The 18047-nt window shown below is 68.4% G+C and carries 17 protein-coding genes, 1 tRNA gene and 1 pseudogene; 11 read left to right on the top strand and 8 right to left on the bottom strand.

Annotated features, from left to right (window positions below):
• Positions 1-47: 47 nt before the first annotated feature.
• Entirely contained in the window at positions 48-221 is a 174-nt protein-coding gene (locus MOV08_RS05590) for a hypothetical protein (protein WP_167739036.1), read from the top strand.
• Between the two features lie 482 nt (positions 222-703).
• Here MOV08_RS05590 and MOV08_RS05595 read toward each other — a convergent pair whose 3' ends face one another.
• Together MOV08_RS05595 and MOV08_RS05600 are read right to left on the bottom strand one after the other, a co-directional pair.
• Entirely contained in the window at positions 704-1063 is a 360-nt protein-coding gene (locus MOV08_RS05595) for a hypothetical protein (protein ID WP_275306573.1), read from the bottom strand.
• 863 nt (positions 1064-1926) lie between these two features.
• Positions 1927-2460, bottom strand: a complete 534-nt coding sequence (locus MOV08_RS05600; protein WP_039629887.1) for a GNAT family N-acetyltransferase — start codon at positions 2458-2460, stop codon at positions 1927-1929.
• Positions 2461-2966: 506 nt separating this feature from the next.
• On the opposite strand from MOV08_RS05600, the gene MOV08_RS05605 reads away from it, so the two are divergent.
• The gene (locus MOV08_RS05605; RefSeq protein ID WP_275306574.1) at positions 2967-3422 is read left to right on the top strand and encodes a VOC family protein; all 456 of its coding nucleotides are present in this window, start codon (positions 2967-2969) and stop codon (positions 3420-3422) included.
• A 266-nt stretch (positions 3423-3688) separates the two neighbouring features.
• A tRNA-Met gene (locus MOV08_RS05610) sits at positions 3689-3762 on the top strand.
• 295 nt (positions 3763-4057) lie between these two features.
• Here MOV08_RS05610 and MOV08_RS05615 read toward each other — a convergent pair.
• A complete protein-coding gene (locus MOV08_RS05615; protein WP_078875475.1) occupies positions 4058-4447 on the bottom strand; it encodes an ArsR/SmtB family transcription factor in 390 nt (129 codons plus the stop codon).
• A 64-nt stretch (positions 4448-4511) separates the two neighbouring features.
• Between MOV08_RS05615 and MOV08_RS05620 the strand changes: the two genes are divergently transcribed.
• The 3 genes from MOV08_RS05620 to MOV08_RS05630 all read left to right on the top strand — a co-directional run bounded on the left by MOV08_RS05620 (position 4512) and on the right by MOV08_RS05630 (position 7139).
• Positions 4512-5738 (top strand): MFS transporter, encoded by a 1227-nt coding sequence (locus MOV08_RS05620; protein WP_275306575.1) that lies wholly within the window; start codon positions 4512-4514, stop codon positions 5736-5738.
• 49 nt (positions 5739-5787) lie between these two features.
• Positions 5788-6312, top strand: a complete 525-nt coding sequence (locus MOV08_RS05625; RefSeq protein ID WP_275306576.1) for a hypothetical protein — start codon at positions 5788-5790, stop codon at positions 6310-6312.
• A 557-nt stretch (positions 6313-6869) separates the two neighbouring features.
• Entirely contained in the window at positions 6870-7139 is a 270-nt protein-coding gene (locus tag MOV08_RS05630) for a hypothetical protein (RefSeq protein WP_275306577.1), read from the top strand.
• A 108-nt stretch (positions 7140-7247) separates the two neighbouring features.
• Here the strand turns inward: MOV08_RS05630 and MOV08_RS05635 are convergent, their stop codons facing one another.
• Complete coding sequence (locus MOV08_RS05635) at positions 7248-8864, bottom strand: metallophosphoesterase family protein (RefSeq protein ID WP_275306578.1); 1617 nt, start codon at positions 8862-8864, stop codon at positions 7248-7250.
• A gap of 555 nt (positions 8865-9419) precedes the next feature.
• Between MOV08_RS05635 and MOV08_RS05640 the strand changes: the two genes are divergently transcribed.
• Positions 9420-10649, top strand: a complete 1230-nt coding sequence (locus MOV08_RS05640; RefSeq protein ID WP_239009952.1) for an FAD-dependent oxidoreductase — start codon at positions 9420-9422, stop codon at positions 10647-10649.
• A 334-nt stretch (positions 10650-10983) separates the two neighbouring features.
• On the opposite strand, the pseudogene MOV08_RS05645 reads toward MOV08_RS05640, so the two are convergent.
• Together MOV08_RS05645 and MOV08_RS05650 are read right to left on the bottom strand one after the other, a co-directional pair.
• Positions 10984-11091: pseudogene (locus MOV08_RS05645) on the bottom strand (acyl-CoA dehydrogenase family protein); the annotation flags it as partial.
• Between the two features lie 217 nt (positions 11092-11308).
• Positions 11309-11944 carry a LysE family translocator gene (locus MOV08_RS05650; protein WP_275306579.1) on the bottom strand — a complete coding sequence of 212 codons (636 nt, stop codon included), beginning with the start codon at positions 11942-11944 and terminating at the stop codon, positions 11309-11311.
• 161 nt (positions 11945-12105) lie between these two features.
• Here MOV08_RS05650 and MOV08_RS05655 point away from each other — a divergent pair, with 161 nt between their 5' ends.
• Positions 12106-12546 carry a hypothetical protein gene (locus MOV08_RS05655; RefSeq protein WP_159030782.1) on the top strand — a complete coding sequence of 147 codons (441 nt, stop codon included), beginning with the start codon at positions 12106-12108 and terminating at the stop codon, positions 12544-12546.
• A gap of 658 nt (positions 12547-13204) precedes the next feature.
• The gene (locus MOV08_RS05660; RefSeq protein ID WP_275306580.1) at positions 13205-13735 is read left to right on the top strand and encodes a hypothetical protein; all 531 of its coding nucleotides are present in this window, start codon (positions 13205-13207) and stop codon (positions 13733-13735) included.
• 144 nt (positions 13736-13879) lie between these two features.
• On the opposite strand, the gene MOV08_RS05665 is transcribed toward MOV08_RS05660, so the two are convergent.
• Complete coding sequence (locus MOV08_RS05665) at positions 13880-15130, bottom strand: acyl-CoA dehydrogenase family protein (RefSeq protein ID WP_039629906.1); 1251 nt, start codon at positions 15128-15130, stop codon at positions 13880-13882.
• 186 nt (positions 15131-15316) lie between these two features.
• Between MOV08_RS05665 and MOV08_RS05670 the strand changes: the two genes are divergently transcribed.
• Positions 15317-16009: a TetR/AcrR family transcriptional regulator gene (locus tag MOV08_RS05670; protein WP_420834281.1), complete on the top strand. Its 693-nt coding sequence runs from the start codon at positions 15317-15319 to the stop codon at positions 16007-16009.
• A gap of 16 nt (positions 16010-16025) precedes the next feature.
• Here the strand turns inward: MOV08_RS05670 and def are convergent, their stop codons facing one another.
• Positions 16026-16595: a peptide deformylase gene (gene def / locus MOV08_RS05675; protein ID WP_275306581.1), complete on the bottom strand. Its 570-nt coding sequence runs from the start codon at positions 16593-16595 to the stop codon at positions 16026-16028.
• Between the two features lie 187 nt (positions 16596-16782).
• On the opposite strand from def, the gene MOV08_RS05680 reads away from it, so the two are divergent.
• Complete coding sequence (locus MOV08_RS05680; RefSeq protein WP_039629912.1) at positions 16783-18021, top strand: MurT ligase domain-containing protein; 1239 nt, start codon at positions 16783-16785, stop codon at positions 18019-18021.
• Positions 18022-18047: the final 26 nt, after the last annotated feature.

Genomic DNA, 18047 nt, shown 5'->3' on the forward strand with positions numbered 1-18047 from the left:
TGTCCGGCTGCCGCCGTCTGCCCGATCGATTTTCAGGAGAGTCACCGATGCCCGCCCCCGTCCCCGTACCCGCGCCCGCCCCTGCGAGCGGTTCACCGATCTACGAGAGCCTGGTCTCGAAACACGGCGATGTGGTCGCCGAGAGCCGCCGCGCCGCGCAGGAGACCCAGCGGGAGGCCGACCGGTTGCTGCACTTCGCCCCGCGCGACGGCCGGGACTGACCCCACCGCGGAGGCCGGGTCGGAGCACCCGCCCGACCCCGCCCTCCGACCACCACCACCGACGGCTCCACCACCGACGGTGCATCTTCCGAAGGCCCCGCTTCCGAAGTGCCTCTTCCGAAGACGCCCTTCCAAAGACATCGCTTCCGGAGTCATCACTTCCGAGGATTCTTCCGCGCGATATCTCGCGCGCGGGGATCGTCCGCAATGGCGACGTGGGAATTCCCCGCCGTTACGCCGACCGCGGCGCCCCTCACCCGTACGAGCGCCCGTTCCCGCCACCCCGATCGGGAAATCGCCACCCCGCCCTCCGGGTGATCCCCGCCACGCGCGCCCCGCTCCCCGCATTCCGGCACCCAACCCGAATGCACAATCCGAGCCTACGTCGCCATGCCGCAATTCCGGACGGCGGCCGGGCAGGAAAGACCCCGCCCCTCCTTCGGCGTGCGCGCCGAAGGAGGGGCGGGGATGTACGGGGAAGGTTAGTTGTCCTCCTCCGGACCATTCACCACCTTGCCTTCCTTGCCACCCATTCCTTCCTTGCCGCCCATACCGCTTTCCTTGCCCCCCTTGCCGCCTTCCTTGCCGCCTTCCTTGCCGCCTTCTTTGCCGCCCATACCGCCTTCCTTGCCCCCCGCGCCTTCCTTGCCGTGCTTGCCCTTCTCCGAGTCCTCGTCACCGAAGGCCCAGCGGTAGCCGGCACCGTCGTTGTTCACGTCCTGGAAGTTCATGGTGGCGGTGTTCATCACGCCGCCCGTGTAGTCGTCGTCGGCGACGGCGGTGCCGACGGGGCCGAGGAGGGCGGCCGAACACAGGGCTGCGGTGGTGAGGGCGGTACGCATACGCATGCTGAGCTCCGAAATATCGTCGGGGTCGCTGGGACGTGGAATCCATGCCACCAATTCCCGGCCATCACGCCCCGTTTCACCCGCTCGGCGGTTCGGCCCCCCGGCGATTCGCAGCAGGCCGACGCCATCCCGCTTAAGATGCGCCGCGACAACCCGGCGGCGGCATCGCTGCTCTCCCCCACCGACTCGAATATCGGTCCTCTTCTCGGCACAGAAGGCACCGCCCCAGCAAAGGGCGAAGCCGTCCGTGCCACATCGAATTGAGCGGACCTCTCAGGCCCCCGTCAGCGAATCGGCACCCCCGCCAGCGTCCGGGCGATGACCAGCCACCGGATCTCCCACACGACCCCAGAGCTGCCGCAGGGAACTGCGCCTCCACCGTGATTCCCGCCGCGATCCACCGCGTTCCATGGATGTCGCTCAGGATTGGAGGCACAAGACCATCTCCCAAATCCCTCCCCCTCAACAAAAGAACCCGCCGTCCAGGAATCCACGAGGACGAAGCGCACCATCCCTCACGAAAGGAAGCCCGCACACACCGGGAAGAGAGAGCCCCCCGGAGCGCTTGCCGTCGAGCCCGCCCGGCCTCGCGGGACGGGGCGGCGATGCACGATGCGCGCCCCCGCCGAAGGCTTGGCGTCCGGATCAGAAGCACCCTCCGAAGACCGATCCTGATGATCGACCTGGCCTGACGGTCAACGTCCAGGACAGCACTGAGGCGATTGCCGACGGCAGGCAGGTTCCTGAACCCCGTGCAGTGCCTTACATCCGGGCGTCCTACTCCGTGGCGACCGATGCAGCCGAGGACGTACGGACAGCAGTCGGCTGTCCCGTGACGATCCGAGGGCTCGGCTGGTTCACGCCTGGTACTCGGTGAGGTCAATGGCGTGAACGCGCAGCGGAAAGCCGTACACCGGGTGGGTCGTCTCGCGCTCCAGCACCATGCCGAGCTTGTTGATGACGTTCTCGGAGGCAGTGTCCCCCACCCGACTGATGCTGATGACGCGGTCAAGGCCGCGGTCCTGGAGCGCGAACTCCAGCGTGGCCTGGGCGGCTTCGGACGCGTATCCCTGGCCCCAGAACTGTGAGCCGAGCCGCCAGCTGATCGCCACGGCGGGCCCTACCTCCGGCAGGAACTCGGGCACGTACAGCCCCGTGAAGCCGGCCAGTTCCCCTGAGGCCAGCAGCTCGACGGCGAAGAGCCCGAAGCCCTCCTCATCCCACTCCTCCTCCCACCGCTCGATCGCCTCTGCCGTGTGGTCCAGGTCGCGCACCGAGCCGTCGTCGACCCAGCGCATGGCCCGAGGGTCTGCGTTGATGTCGGCCATGGGCACGAGGTCGTCGTCGTGCCAGCGACGGAGCAGGAGGCGGGGGGTGCGGATCTCAGTCATGGCACCCATCCTGCCGAAGGCAAGGCACTCGTCGGAAATCGGCACTCGCTGGACTGTCGCTCCCGGTGTCGCCCGACCCAATCTCTACGCGGCAGCATCGACAGTCGACGTCCGCTGCCGACGTCCACAAGTCTCCTTCGTGGAAGGGGTGTTGAGGAGCAGCCGCCAGGGCCCGCGGCCCAATGGAGCGGGGAAGGCACCCCGGACCTCTCGGCCTCACCCAACCAGCCACCCGGGTGCAGCTTGGCCCCCGGAGCTTTCACCCATCTCGTCGAGATACTCCTCGTCCATCGCCGCGCTGTCCGCTCCCATGGTTGTGCACCCCCCTGTCTTCGGTGAGTCGATACGGGGAGCCAGCTTGACGGGCTGGGTGATGAGGGCGCCAGGAAGTTGCACGAAGCTGCACGAGCCGGTCCATTCAGGCCGGAGCTGCATGGATGTGCGCGTCGACCGAGCCTGGTTCTTAACTGCTGGGACTCTGCGCCGACGTGTTCGATCATGGGTGGATGACTGGCTTCTACCATGTGTGTTTCGTGGTCCCCGACATCGAGCAGGCGATGCGGGACTTTCAGCGTTCGGCCGGGGTCGAGTGGAGTGACCCGGTGTCCGATCGGATGGGCGAGTGGGACTACCGCATCGCCTTCAGCACGGGCGGGCCACCGTTCATTGAACTCATCACCGGCCCCACAGGAAGTCCTTGGGACGCGTCGCAAGGCGCCAGGTTCGATCACATGGGCTTCTGGTCCAGCGATGTCGGGCAAGGATCCCGGCACCTGGAGGAGGAAGGCATGCCTGTGGACTTCTCGGGCTGCCCCTACGGTCGACCGTTCGCCTATCACCACATGGACAGCATCGGGGCCCGCATCGAGCTCGTCGACGTCAGTCGGCAGACCGCCTTCCTCGACAAGTGGCATCCAGGCGGGGAAGCCATGCCTGCCATTGACGAGAACTCCAGAGGCTGAGCGTGCACGGGCTGCCCCGGCTCGACCTCTCACGACGTCCCTGACTTGAACCCTCACCCGGAGATGCGCCGTGCGCGAAGACGACCCTCGCTCCTACTCCTCGGCCCGGCACGCCTGGCGGCCGACTGGCGCGGCGCCGTACGGATGGCCTGCTGCTCAACGGTCGGCTCCGAGGCCGATGCGGCGGCCCGAAGAGCTCGCCGATGGGCCGGGGCGGAGGTCGATTCGGCCGATCCGGGGAAGTGCCGTAGAGTTCCTTTTGCCGACGCGGGGTGGAGCAGCTCGGTAGCTCGCTGGGCTCATAACCCAGAGGTCGCAGGTTCAAATCCTGTCCCCGCTACTCACATGTGAAGGCCCGGTGGCTCCCACCGGGCCTTCACTGTTCGCGTTCTCATGCTGTTCGCGTTCTCGATCGAGGCCATCCGGAGTGGTCTCACCCGAGGTCATCGATCATGCCGATGAGGTACATGCGGTCCAGTCACGCTCAGGTGGGATCCGATGGGATCCGGCAGGGGCGGTGCGCACTCGGGATCGGGGCTGGCGTGGCACACCGAGCAGGTGGTCTGCGGCAGTCGATGGGCGGACGGCACGCTCAGGAAGCGCCACCAGTGACCAATGGCCAATGACCAGCCCGGTCAGCTCGAAGTCGGCGCGCCCTCGGGCTCATCGCCCTCGCACTCATTCCCCTCGCGCTGCTGCCCGGACGCGGGCTCACCGACACCCATGTTGCGGATCACGGCATGCAACAGTCCCGGGAACCGCTCCTCGAACTCGTCGGCGCGCAGCCGGGCGCTCTGTTGCTGTCCCTGGTGACTGCGCCAGATCAGTCCGCACTCGCGCAGGACGCGGAAGTGGTGCGAGGCATTCGACTTACTGATGCCGAGGTCGTTGTAGATCACCGAGCATTCGGTCTCGCCGCGCTCGGCGAGTAGGGCGACGATCCCCAGACGCAGCGGGTCGCTGAGCCCGTGCATTGCCTGGGCGAGGCTGACGTTGGCCAGTTCGGCGTGAAACCTGTCGCGCATGCCTACGACCCTACTGCCACGAATCCTCCTTCCAAAGGTTCAACGACTCTTGTACCGTTAGACCATGAATCCAAGGATCTACCTCCTGGCCCTTGGCACCTTCACGGTCGGAACCGAGGGTTACGTGATCGCCGGGGTTCTCCCCGACGTCGCGCACGACCTCCACTCGACGGTGTCGATGTGCGGGCAGATGGTCACGGTGTTCGCCGTCGTCTATGCCTTGGCGGGCCCGCCCCTGATCGGCCGGTTTCAGCACGTGCCGCCCAAGAAGCTCCTCATCTGGGCGGCCGTCGGCTTCGCCGTCGCCAATGTGCTGGCCGGCCTCGCCCCCGATCTCGCCACCCTGGCCGTGGCCCGCGTCCTCGCCGCGCTGGGTGCCGCCCTCTTCACCGCACCCGCCGCCGCTGCCGCCGCGGCGCTGAGCAAACCCGAGGAACTGCCCCGCGCGATCGCCGTCACGGCCGGCGGCAACGCGATCGCCCTCACCCTCGGAGCTCCCCTTGGCACGGTTGTCGGCGCGGCCCTGGGCTGGCGGGCCTCCTTCGGCTTCGTCACGGCCCTCGCCCTGGTCACCGCCGGCTCCCTCGCCGCGTGGCTTCCGGACATCCCAAGTACCGCGGTCGCCACGGCCGGACGGCTCAACCTGCTCCACCGCGGCGCCGTCCGCTGGGGCCTGGTCACCACGATTGGCCTGTTCCTGGCCGCCTACACCATGTACACGTACCTCTCCCCCATCGTGCAACGCTCCACCGGCCTGGGCAGCACCGGCGTGGCCGCCCTGATGATCGTGTTCGGCGCGGGCGGATTCACTGGCGGCCGCCTCATCGGCTCAGTCCTCGCACGGCATGCGCTGGCGAGCGTCCTGCGCGCGGCACTGCTGCTGGTCTCCGCCCTCCTCGCGGTACTGACCCTCTTGACCGTCGCGCACATGCACACGGTGGCGCGAATCACCGCTTTCCCCCTCCTGTTCACCTTCGGCATGGTCTGGTGGTCGGGCGGCATCAGCCAGCAGACGCGCCTGGCCGGCCTCGCCCCCGAGCAGCGCTCCCAGGCACTCGGCCTGCATTTCTCCGCCCAGTTCCTCGGCGTCGCCGTCGCCGGCGCGCTCGGCGGCGTGACCCTTTCCACGGCCGGACCGGCAGCCGTTCCCGCCGTCGCGGCAGCGATCGCACTCGCCGCCCTGGTGACTGTGCGCCAGGTGGTACCGGTAGCCAATGCGCCCCACAACGACGCAAGGACAGCGGCGACTTCCACCACCCCCACGGCCCCGGATCCGGCCGGCGCGGAGTAACACCGAACGCGCACCATCATGGCCCGGACTCTGCGACCTGCCGCATCGCGTGAAGGACTACCTCCTGGGCGGCTGCGGCCGCTGGGGAGCCGTTGGCTTCTTCGGCGGCCGTGCCGCAGATCCAGATGGCCGCTGCGCGACCACCAACGTCCGCTCGCCTTCGCGGCCCAGACATCTCCACACCACCGTGCCCAATGGAATGCGCGTCTCGGGCAAGGACAAGCCGGACGAGCCGCTGATGACCAAACTGCAGCAGGAGGCCGCGGCCCTGAACTACGAGGCCGCGGCCCTGAACTACACCGCCAACAGCGCCACCGGCGCCAACATCCTCGCCGACAAGTGGAACCAGACCCACAAGGACGACCTGACCACCAACGGCGACAAGTGGGACGCCGGTTTGGTGCACGGCTTTCGGGCTGCCTGGTGGACCACCAACCCCACGCGCAAAGCAGTCAGACCGCCGGAGAGACTGTTTTGCACAGCAGACAACGAGTGCGACCCCAGCAAGGTCGGACCCGATGACAAGAACGAACGGGGGCTGAGCGCATGCACCAGCGGCGACCTGAAGTGCTGATGGAGCAAACCGGCTAAGTGGAAGGACTGCGACAATGGCAGCTGTGGCAACGAACTGCTCCGGTCTAACGATACGTACAAGGAAGAGGCCGACGGCATCGCCTACCCGCCCAGCTGCACCACCAACGGCATTCCCGGCAATGGTCTGGTCGTCGATGATGTCCCGGACGACACCCCGGTCTCCCGACCCGGCTGCTCCCAGCCAAGAAGAACAGCGGCACTCCCCGCCTCAGCCTCGCCACCGACTCCGCGAGGTCGACTTCCAGCAACCGGGCACCGGCTACACCAGCCACTTCTGGTTCGCCCACGCCCTCGACGACCGACGGTACGAGATCCACCCGCCTGGTCCTTCCGCATTTCTCGCGGAAGGACCAGGCACCCCTTCATGTCAATCAAGCATGAACCCAAAAACGACCGGAAGAAGAATTGATACTGAGCGTCATAACATTTCTCGGACTGGGGAGTGCCGTCACGGCCATGGGAGCGCGAGGCTCCCTGAAGAATCTCGGCTGGACCATCGCCGCGATTTCCCTGGGCATCCTCTTGCTCGCCTTGCTCATGGGCCCAGTAGTAAGCCTGGTGGCCATCAGCGCCTACGGCGGTGCACTGGCTTCCTTGCCCCCCTTCGCGCACGAGTCGCACACCGCACGGCTGTGGTGGTTCATCGCGGTCCTCCTGGCAGAGGTATGCCTGATCACCTGCTTCGCCGCAGGAGGGACCGACATGATCACTCTGTGGCTCGTGCTCTTCGGGCCCGGCGCACTCGTAGCGGCAGCCCGACTGGCAACACAGCTGCGCAACGGCAGTAGTGGCGCGCATCGGGATTAGAGGCGTCCCGTTCGGATGTGTGTCACGGAAGGAGCCGTGGCCCGCTCAACCGCCGGCGTCCAGCTCCGCCGCGGCCGCGTCACCTCCCGTACCGGAAGGCGTCGTTGGTCAGGGGCGGGCGTCCCTGCGGGGGCGCTCCAGGGTGAAGGTGTCCACGGGGGTCAGGTCGCCGTAGGGGCCGTCGAAGGTGTAGTAGGTGACGTGGATGCGGGTGCGGCCGGTGCGTTGGTCTCCCGGGTCGACGTCGAAGGCGGCGAAGCCGTGGGTGTGGACGCGGTCCTGGACGGCGCGCCAGGGGGCGTCCTCGGTGACGAAGATCGCCTTGCGGTGGCGGCCCTCGGTCTCCTTGGCCAGGTCGACCACGACGCGCCCCTTGGGCTCCTGGAACAGGTCGTCCTGGGTGGTGGCGAAGTTCCCGCCACCACCGATGATCATGTGGACCGTGCCCTTGGCGGTGTCGGCGACATCGGTCCTGGTGGACACCGGGACCGGCGTGCGGGCCTCGTTCGGCATCGCGCCGCGGACCGGCAGCGAGCGCTCGTAGTAGTGCTCGTGGCCGCACAGCACCAGATCGACCCCGTACGCGTCGAAGAGCGGGCCCCATGCCGCGCGGATGCCGACGTCGCTGCCGCTACCACTGCGGCTGCTGGAGATCATCGGGTGGTGCATGAAGACGACGATCCAGTCGATGCCCGCGTTGCCGCGTGCGGCCTTCAACTCCCGTTCCAGCCATTGCCGTTGCGCCCCGCCGGAGTAGCCGCGCACATAGGTGTCGCCGGTGTCCTGGATCGCCACGTCGTCGTTGGCCAGGCTGATGAAGCGGACCGCGCCGACCGTGAACGCGTACCACAGGCCCCGGGTCTCGGGGTCGGTGCCCGTCGGACCGGGCAGGGTGAAGTAGGTCTGGTAGCCGGTCAGCCCCAGGGGGCCGTTGCCCTTCTCGTTCTCGCCGTTGCCGACGCACGGCATCCACGGGCGCAGCCGCGTCGACCGGCTGTTGCCGATGAACCAGTCCGCCCAGGTCGCAACCCGGTTCTGGCCGAAGAGGCCGGCCGCGGAGGCGTAGCACAGGTCGCCGTTGACCAGGTTGAACAACGGTCCGACGCGTTCCACCGCGGCCACGATGTCTGCGGCGGCAGGGCTGCCGGCCTGGCTGCTGGTGTAGAGCGGGAAGCGCCCTGAGGGTGACGGGGCGCCGCCCGCCGGCCAGGTGACGACCCGGCGCAGATTGGGCGCGCCCTGGTCGCCGAAGCTGGTGAACGTGAAAGCGGTACGCCCGCGCGGCGCCGTGGTGAACGCACCGGTCTCCGGGGCGGTGCCGTCGTGCCCGGCCGAGTACAGGTAGGTGGTGTCCGGCCGCAGTCCGGTGAGGCGGGCGTGGTGGACGTACACCTCCTCGTGGCTCAGTCCGTCGCGGTAGGTGCGGGTCTCGGCGTCGACCACGTTGCCGGTGCCTCCGTCATGGGTGCCGAGGCGCACCTGCGGGCGGCGTACGGAGCAGGGGCTGATCCAGGAGACCGTCATCTCGGTGGCGGGGTCGGCCCCGAACTGGAGGTGCAGGCCGGTGACACCGGGTACGCCGAGGCGGCCCGGGGTACGCGCGAGCAGGGGGTCCGGACCGGGCCGCGCCGGGCCGGCGGCCTCGGCGCTCCCCGCGGTGCCGAGGGCGCCGGCAGCCACAGCCGCCGTCGATCCGGTCAGGAGGGATCTGCGTGCGATCGACATGTAACACCCTTACATGAGAAGAAAGTTGCTCAGTTGCACCATAGGGGCGCAGGTCGCCGTCCCGGAGGCGCAGAAAGAGATCGACGCTGTGGCGCATCGATGGGTGATGTGCACGTCCCGGTCACTCCCGGGTGCCGCCGCTGCGACAATCCCCGCCGGTTGTCTCGGCCGGGACCGGGACAGGGTGGGCGAGTTGACGCCTGTCGGCCCGTCTCACGCAGGCGACGTGTAGGAGGGACGGCCCGACAGTCCCCATCCACGGGAAAACGAGGCTCCATTGACCACAACTCTGCCCACGACGATGCAGGCGGCGCGATACAGCCGCTACGGCCCGCCGGACGTGCTGGTGGACAGAGCTGTCGCGGCCAGGCCGTGGTGGAAATGTGGTCAGTCCCCGAGTGGATGGAAGTTCGCGCGCCGGGCTTGTAGCCTGAACTCCGAGGACGCGCGAAGACACGGTCCGGTATGGGTTAGTCCGGACAGCGCTTCACGGCACCGAACACCGCATGTGCAGTCAGTCCCCGAGCGGGTCTGCAACTGCCGTATGTGACCTGCGTGTTCCTTTCTCTGTCACGATACGAGGAAGGAACGGTCGGCATGCCGTATCCACATGTGATCATCGTCGGCGCAGGGCTGGGTGGGCTCTGCCTCGCGCAGGGCCTGCGCCGCAGAGGCATCGACTTCTGCGTGTACGAACGGGATGCCTCTTTGATATCCCGCGGCCAAGGCTATCGAATCCATATCGACACCCACGGGGACGACTCGCTCAGGGATGCGCTCCCGCCCGAGCTCTACCAGTTGTTCCGGGCCACGGCAGGCGTTCCGCTGTCCCGCACCCCCGTATTCGACGAGCAGTTGCGTCAGTTGGCCGAGTTGGAGGGGGACGGCGGTACGCATCTCGCGGTCGACCGGCTGACACTGCGGCAGATCCTGCTCACCGGAGTGGCGGACGCCGTCGCATTCGGCAAGCGGTTCACCCACTACCGCGTCGGAACGGACGGCGGCGCTGTAGCGTGCTTCGACGACGGGACCGAGGCGCGCGGCGATGTGATCGTGGCCGCGGACGGAGTGAATTCCCCTGTGCGTCGGCAGTATCTGCCGCACGCTCGGGTGGTGGACACCGGCCTGCGGCAGCTGTACGGGAAAGTCCCGCTCACCAAGGAGACCAGAGCCCTGTTCCCGCCGGAGATGTTCGCTGTGTTCACGCCGGTGATCGGACCCGCGAAGCAATTCATCGGCGTCGCCCCGGTGGAATTCCCCGAGCCGCCTCGATTGGCGGCCCGCCGGCTTGCGCCCACGGCAGCGCTGAACGACACGGCGGACTACATGACCGTTTCGTTCGGCTCCCGCCGGGAACTCCTGCCCTTCGGCGACGCCCAGTTGCAGGCCATGTCCGGGGCCGAACTGCGCAGCGCGACATTGCGCCTGATGGAGGCGTGGCACCCGGATGTCCGCCGGATCATCGAACACTGGCTGCCCGAAAGCGTCTTTCCACTGGCTCTGCGCACCAGCGTGCCCATTCCTGCCTGGCGGCCAACCCGCATCACCTTGCTCGGAGATGCGGTACACGCAATGAGCCCCGCGGGTGGGATCGGCGCGAACACCGCCTTGCGCGACGCCGGAATTCTCGCCGCTGCGCTGGAGCAGGCAGCCGACGGCAGACCCCTCGTCGAGACGATTGCCGCGTACGAATCCGCAATGACCGGATACGGATTCGACGCGGTGCGCCTCTCTGCGGACAACGGACAGCGCATGTTGGGCCAAGACCCACTACCGACATCCTGAGGGCATTCCGATGGGAACCGGTGGGAACCGGTAGGAACCGGTGGGGACCGGTGGGGACCCTACGGTGAGCGCGTGAACGGCCCGCCGGGAACTGCCGGAGAGGTCGATCAGGGCCGTGGAACGCTCTGACATCCGGCCCGTGCCCGGCGTGACGGGTCTTTCCTCGCAGGTACCGCTGCTGCCCAGGGACTCGCATGTGACGCTGTCCAGGGAATCGCCGGTGACGCTGTCCGGGGAATCGAGGATCCGCATGACGCGATTGGGCCCCGCTCCCGAGGGAGTGGGGCCCGTCCGGCGCGATACCGGTCTGTGCGCGGCTTGCAGGGGCTCTGCCCTAGCGGATCGGCATCCCCGACAGCGTGCGGGCGGTGATCAGCCGCTGGATCTCGCTGGTGCCCTCGAAGATGGCGTAGATCGCCGCGTCGCGGTGCATCCGCTCGACGCAACGTGCCGCATCGCCGTCCCGAGCTCCGCATTCCTTGTGATTTCCGCCAGGTTCCGCCGGGTTCTGCTGGGTTCTGCCGGGTTCCTTGGGTGTTGCTCAGGGTTGCGAGTGCGCCCGCTGATGTCCGCCTGGCGCGCACGGTGGAGGACGTCAGCGCCTACAGCTGTCGCGGCGATCCGGGTATGGCTCCGGAACTGACGGGCTCCGCGCATGTCTAGACCGATTCGGCGGCAGTGCCAATGCCCAGAACCACCAGACCGCCGGCGGCGGTTCGCTCCATCGCCGTGTTCACGCGCGGACGACGCAGCCACGTCAGCATGCGGGCTGCGAACACCGTGACCAGCATCAACCACCCAGCAGCGATACCGGCATCGATGACACCGAAGGTCAGCGTCGCAGCGAACGTCCCATGGCCGTTGGGGAGGAACTGTGGGACCACCGACACGAAGAAGATTCCCACCTTGGGGTTGAGTAGGCAGCTCAACAACCCTTGACGGAAAGCCCGCCCGGCGGCCGGGGTGAGCCCCGGCGACTCCCCGGGCATCTCCGGTCGGCCCGTTGCGCCACGACGGTATGCCCACAGACTCTGCACACCCAGGAACACCAGGTACGCGGCGCCAGCCAGACGGACCACGGTGAAGGCCATGTCCCACCGCTGCAGAACCGCAGCCAACCCGACGGCGGCCACGACCGCCCAGGCGAGCGAGCCTGCCGCCGCACCGAGCGCGGTCGAGACGCCCGGGAGACGGCCGCCGCGCATGCAATTACGCAGTACCAAGAGTGTGTCCGGGCCTGGAGCCATCGTCACCACCAGGGCGAACAGGGAGAAACTGATGAAGGAAGTTGTCACGATGAGCCCCTGTTCTAGCCACTACGAGCGAGCACGGAGCACAGGCCCCGCCCGGGCAGCCTAAAACGCACAAGATCCGCTGGACAGCCACGCGACCTCGAAAACGGGCCGTTCTCATACCTCTGGTTCCATGCCGTGAGCCGGTGGCTCAGACTCGGCGCATGAACGACTACGAGGCACGTCTGGCGGAAGCCACGAAGGTCTGTCACAAGTGGCTCATGAAGGCGCCCGTTTGGCGAGGCAGTGAGCAGGACCTTCTCGCGGAGGGCCAAGATGACACCACACACTGGGCGGGCATGCGCCCGAGGGCTGAGATGCTGCGGGCTTGGATCGAGGAATTCGACTCCTTCCTTTCCGAGTGCGCGCGCAGTGTCGCGATCGGCGGTGGATACCCGGGCGAAGGCCGACTCAGGTTCAACACCGGCATCGACACACGCAAGATGAAGGCCATGCGGAAGATCCCTCACGAAGACGCCGTCGTCAAGGGAAACAGCGATGGCGACTTCTACGAGGTGTACAACGGGTCCGTCTATCGCCGGGATCGATCCGGCTCGCTCATCATCACCCGTTGGCGGTTGGAGCGAACGGGCAGCTGGGGGTGACCAGACGCCAGCCCGCCTACTTCAGCAAGTAGCGGCGTGTGGGGCCTCTGCGCCGTGAACTCAGAGTTCCTCACGGTCTTCATGCTGGCGGAGGAGCCGGTCGCAGTCGTGGGCGAGCCTGATGACGTGAACGTGGTTCCGCATCGGCTCGGACCCGAGTCCGAGCCGGACGTTGTTGGCAATGTGCCCCAACGTGGACCGGCCGAGCTGCCACTCTCGACTGCCATGCCACAGCCGCCGCGAGGAATTCAGGCGGCGGTACGTATGCCGCGCCGCGGGGTTGCCCGATAGGCGCGGGCCCGCTGCTGGATTTCGGGGAGCGCGTACATGGTCTTTTACTCGCGCCCGTTTCCGGTGAGCCGGTTCTTGGCGGAGAAGCGGCGGATCTTGCCGCGCTTCGCCCGCTGTCGGATCACTTGCTGTGGGACTCCAGTTGCCGCGGCGGCTTCGTGAGCGGGTCGTCTCAAATGATCAACACTTAACTTCATATTGGGCCGTTGAGGCGGAGGGCCCGCAACTGCAGTAATACAGCCACCCGTTCGCAGCGGCCCTGAATCCGGCGCGCCGCCGAACACCTGCGGCATATCCCGTATTAACCTCTTGTGACTGTACGAAGTGGCTATATCACGGATTGCATCCGTCGACCACCGGAGAAGAAATGCGCAAGCTTCAGAAGACTGCCGTCCTGGCCGTCGCCCTCGGCAGCTTCGGCTTCCTCGGCGCCGGCACCGCCTACGCCCACGGCGAGAAGGGCGGCACCGACCTCGACATCAAGCAGGGCAGCCAGTGCAGGTCGCACGACTCGAACGTCGACGTCCTCGGCCAGGTCGGGATCGCGAACGGTCTGGGAGGAAACCTGCTCAACGGCGAGGGCTCCCCGGGTGCCCAGAGCACCAAGATGGGCTCGGACATGGGCTGCGACAACCGCGCCGACTTCCCCAAGGAAAGCAAGGAAAGCAAGGGCGGTGACGAAGACAAGGGCAGAGGCCGAGAGGCTCAGCGGCCAGAAGCCCAGAAGCCGGAGGCCAGCCCCTCAGAGGAAAGCGCAAGCAACGGAGACAAGGGCGGCGACGCACAGAAGTGCGGATGCTCGGAGAACAGGGAAGGCAAAGGCGGGGAACAGCAGGCGATGACACCGCGGCCCACTCTCCGCTACACAGTCCAAACCGAGACCCTCACGACCTCATAAGGCCAGGCCGCGGGGCTCCGCACGCCCCGCAGTCGAAACGCTGGGCCGCTGGCTGGACTTCTTGGGAAGGTCCAGCCGGCGGCCAGGTTTCGGGCCCGGTCACCCGCCACAGGGAGTCTGCCGGCCCTCAACAGGAGCTCCGCCCTAGCGGATCGGCATCCCCGACAGCGTGCGGGCGATGACCAGTCGCTGGATCTCGCTGGTGCCCTCGAAGATGGTGTAGATCGCCGCGTCGCGGTGCATCCGCTCTACCGGGTACTCGCGGGTGAAGCCGTTGCCGCCGAGGATCTGGATCGCCTGGGCGGTCACCTTCTTGGCGGTCTCGCTGGCGAAGAGCTTCGACATCGAGCCTTCGGCGCTCTCGAACTTCTTGCCCGTGACCGCCATCCAGGAGGCACGCCACACCAGGAGGCGGGCCGCGTCGATCTGGGTGCGCATGTCGGCCAGTTGGAAGGCCACGCCCTGGTTGTCGATGATCGGGCGGCCGAACTGCTCGCGGGTCCTGGCGTACTCCAGGGCCTCCTCGTACGCCGCGCGGGCGGTGCCGACGGCCATCGCGCCGACGGCCGGGCGGGACGCCTCGAAGGTGGCCATCGCGGCGTTCTTCACACTCCCCCAGCCTCCGGCCGGGGGGACCCCCATGCCGCCCTTGGCGCGTTCGCGGGCGCGGGCCAGCCGCTCGTCGAGCTTGTCCTTGCCGCCGAGCAGGCAGTGGCCGGGGACCCGGACGTTCTCCAGCACCACCTCGGCGGTGTGCGAGGCGCGGATGCCGTGCTTCTTGAACTTCTGGCCCTGGGAGAGGCCGGGGGTGTTCGGCGGGACGATGAAGGAGGCGTGGCCCTTGGAGCCCAGCTCCGGGTCCACGACGGCGACCACCACGTGGACGCCTGCGATGCCGCCGTTGGTCGCCCAGGTCTTGGTGCCGTTGAGCACCCACTCGTCCTTGGCCTCGTCGTAGACGGCGCGGGTGCGCATCGAGGCGACGTCGGACCCGGCGTCCGGCTCGGAGGAACAGAAGGCGGCGACCTTGACGTCGTGCGCGTCGCCGTACATCTGCGGGACCCAGGTGCCGATCTGCTCCTCGGTGCCGTTGGCCAGCACGCCGACGGCGGCCAGGCCGGTTCCGACGATGGACAGCGCGATGCCGGCGTCGCCCCAGAACAGCTCCTCCATGGTCATGGGGATGCCGAGGCCGGTGGGGTCGAAGAACTGCTGGGCGTAGAAGTCGAGGGAGTACAGGCCGATCTTGGCGGCCTCCTGGATCACGGGCCAGGGGGTCTCCTCGCGCTCGTCCCACTCGGCGGCGGCGGGGCGCATGACGTCCGCGGCGAAGCCGTGAATCCAGTCACGGACTTCCTTCTGCTCGTCGTTGAGTTCCATGGTGAACTCGGCCATGTCCCCTCCAGTGGTGCGTACGGCCAGCCGTTACTTCCGGTAACCAGAGTCTGTTACCCGTCGGTAATGGATGTCAACTCCTCTCAGGAGCCGAATTCGCCGCGGAGTTCGGGGTCGCCGAGTCCGGGTGTTACGTTGCGCGAGCACCACGGATTCACAAGGGTGGGGAGCACGACCATGGACAGCATCGACAGCACCGGACAGAACGGCACGGGCCGGGCCGGCGCACAACAGGCCGCCGCGGACGGCGCCGACCGGCAGCAGACCGCGACCGAGCGCAGACGACGGGAACTGCTGGAGGCCGCCGAACGCATCGTGCTGCGCGACGGCCCGGAAGCGTCGATGAACGCGATCGCCGCCGAGGCCGGGATCACCAAGCCGATCCTCTACCGGCACTTCGGCGACAAGGGCGGTCTCTACCGCGCCCTGGCCGTCCGGCACACCGACGCCCTGCTGGCCAACCTCCGGGCCGCGCTGGACGCCCAGATGCTGCGCCGGGAGCGGGTCGAGGCCACCCTCGACGCCTATCTCGCCGCCATCGAGGCCCGGCCGCAGGTCTACCGCTTCCTGATGCACCCGGCGGACGAGGACCACCCCGCGGAGTCCGGCTTCGACGTCGGCCGGCACTCCGCCCCCCTGCTGCGCCGGCTCGGCGAGGAGCTGGCCAAGGTCATCTCCGAACGGCTCGACCTGGGGCCGGACAGCGAGGAGCGGGCCCGGGTGTGGGGGCACGGCATCGTCGGCATGATGCACGCGGCCGGCGACTGGTGGCTGCGCGAACGCCCGTGCCCCCGCGAGCAGTTGGTGCGCCACCTCACCGACCTGCTGTGGGGCCAGCTGGCCACCGTCAAGGACCTGGCGGACGGCCCCGGGTTCTGAGGGGTCGCGGGCGGCGTCAGGCCGGTGCCGCCGCCCGCTCCTCGCCCGCCGCCGCCCATGGGGCCCGGGCCGCCGCGCGCAGCGCCCGGCGCCGCCGCAGGCCGGTGAGCCGGTCGACGTAGAGGCCGCCGCCGAGGTGGTCGCACTCGTGCTGGAGGCAGCGGGCGAAGAACCCGGTGCCGGTCACCGTCACCGGCTCGCCGGTGAGGTCGAGGCCCTCGACGATCGCATGATCGTGACGCGGCGTGCCCGCCTCGATACCGGGCAGCGACAGACAGCCCTCGGGACCGCGGACGACCGGACCGTCCGCCTCCACCAGCCGGGGGTTGACGATGTGCCCCAGGTGCCGACGGTCCTCGTCGTCGGGGCAGTCGTAGACGAACACCCGCAGCGGGACGCCGATCTGGTTGGCGGCCAGGCCCACGCCGTTGGCGGCGTACATTGTCGCGTACATGTCCTCGACCAGCGTGGCCAGTTCACCGTCGAAGACGGTGACGTCCACACAGGGGCGGGAGAGGACCGGATCGCCGTACAGGCGCAGCGGGCGGGGGCGGCCGGAGCTGCCCGGGATGGTGCGGTGGCGCATGGGCCCAGGGTACGGGCCGGGCATTCCGGATCGCGTCACACAGGTGGCGGAGTTCGGGCCGGCCGCCGGATCTCGATAGGCTGATCCCCGACCGAAGCCTCCGGCCGGTCGGCGACCGCTGGAGGAGGCGCGTTCTCCCGGCAGCCCCAGGGCAGGAGTGCGCCGGATGCAAGGAGGATCTAGGACCATGGCAGGCAACACGGAGCCGCTGTCGCCGCGGGCCAAACTGGCCGTGACGGCCGGCAAGGCCGCAGCAGCGGTGTCGCGCGCGGCGGGCCGCGGCAGCGGATCGGTGATCGGCGGCCGGGTGGCGCTCAAGCTCGACCCCGACCTGCTGGCCTCGCTGGCCAGGCACCTGGACGTGGTCCTGGTGTCCGCCACCAACGGCAAGACCACCACCACCCGGCTGATCGCCGAGGCACTGCGGGCCAGCGGCCCGGTCGTCTCCAATGCGCTGGGCGCGAACATGCCCGCGGGGATCACCTCGGCGCTGGCGGGCGGCTCGGACGCCAAGTTCGGCGTCATCGAGGTGGACGAGAAGTACCTGGCCACGGTGGCCCGGGACGTCACCCCCAAGGCCATAGCGCTACTGAACCTCTCCCGGGACCAGCTCGACCGGGCGGCCGAGACCCGGATGCTGGCCGAGCGCTGGCGCGAGGGCCTGTCCGGTTCCAAGGCCCTGATCATCGCCAACGCCGACGACCCGCTGATCGTGTGGGCGGCCTCGGCGTCCGCCAACGTGGTGTGGGTCGCCGCCGGGCAGGAGTGGAAGGACGACGCCTGGTCGTGCCCGTCCTGCGGCGGTGTGATGCAGCGACCCGGCGACGACTGGTTCTGCGCCGAGTGCGGCTTCCGCCGGCCGATGCCCAGCTGGGCGCTCTCCGGCGACCACGTCCTGGACCCGCACGGCAGCGCCTGGCCGATCAAGCTGCAGCTGCCGGGCCGCGCCAACAAGGCCAACGCCACCACCTCCGCCGCGGTCGCGGCCGCCTTCGGGGTGCCGCCGCAGGTCGCCCTGGAGCGGATGTTCTCGGTGCAGGCCGTGGCCGGCCGCTACGACGTGGTCACCTTCCAGGAGCGGGAACTGCGCCTGCTGCTGGCCAAGAACCCGGCCGGCTGGCTGGAGACCTTCTCGCTGATCGACGGGCCGCCGACCCCGGTGATCATGTCGGTGAACGCGCGCGGCGCGGACGGCACCGACACCTCCTGGCTGTGGGACGTGGACTACACCCGGCTGGCCGGGCACCCGATCTTCGTGCTGGGCGACCGCAAGCTGGACCTGGCGGTGCGCCTGGAGGTCGCCGGGCTCGACTTCCAGGTGTGCGAGACCCTCGACGAGGCGGTGGGGCAGGCCCCGGCCGGCCGGATCGAGGTCATCGCCAACTACACGGCATTCCAGGACCTGCGCCGCCGCGTGGGCAACTGAGTGCGGTCCACAGAGAACACGGACAA

Source organism: Streptomyces yunnanensis, assembly GCF_029011865.1.
Taxonomy (GTDB): domain Bacteria; phylum Actinomycetota; class Actinomycetes; order Streptomycetales; family Streptomycetaceae; genus Streptomyces; species Streptomyces yunnanensis.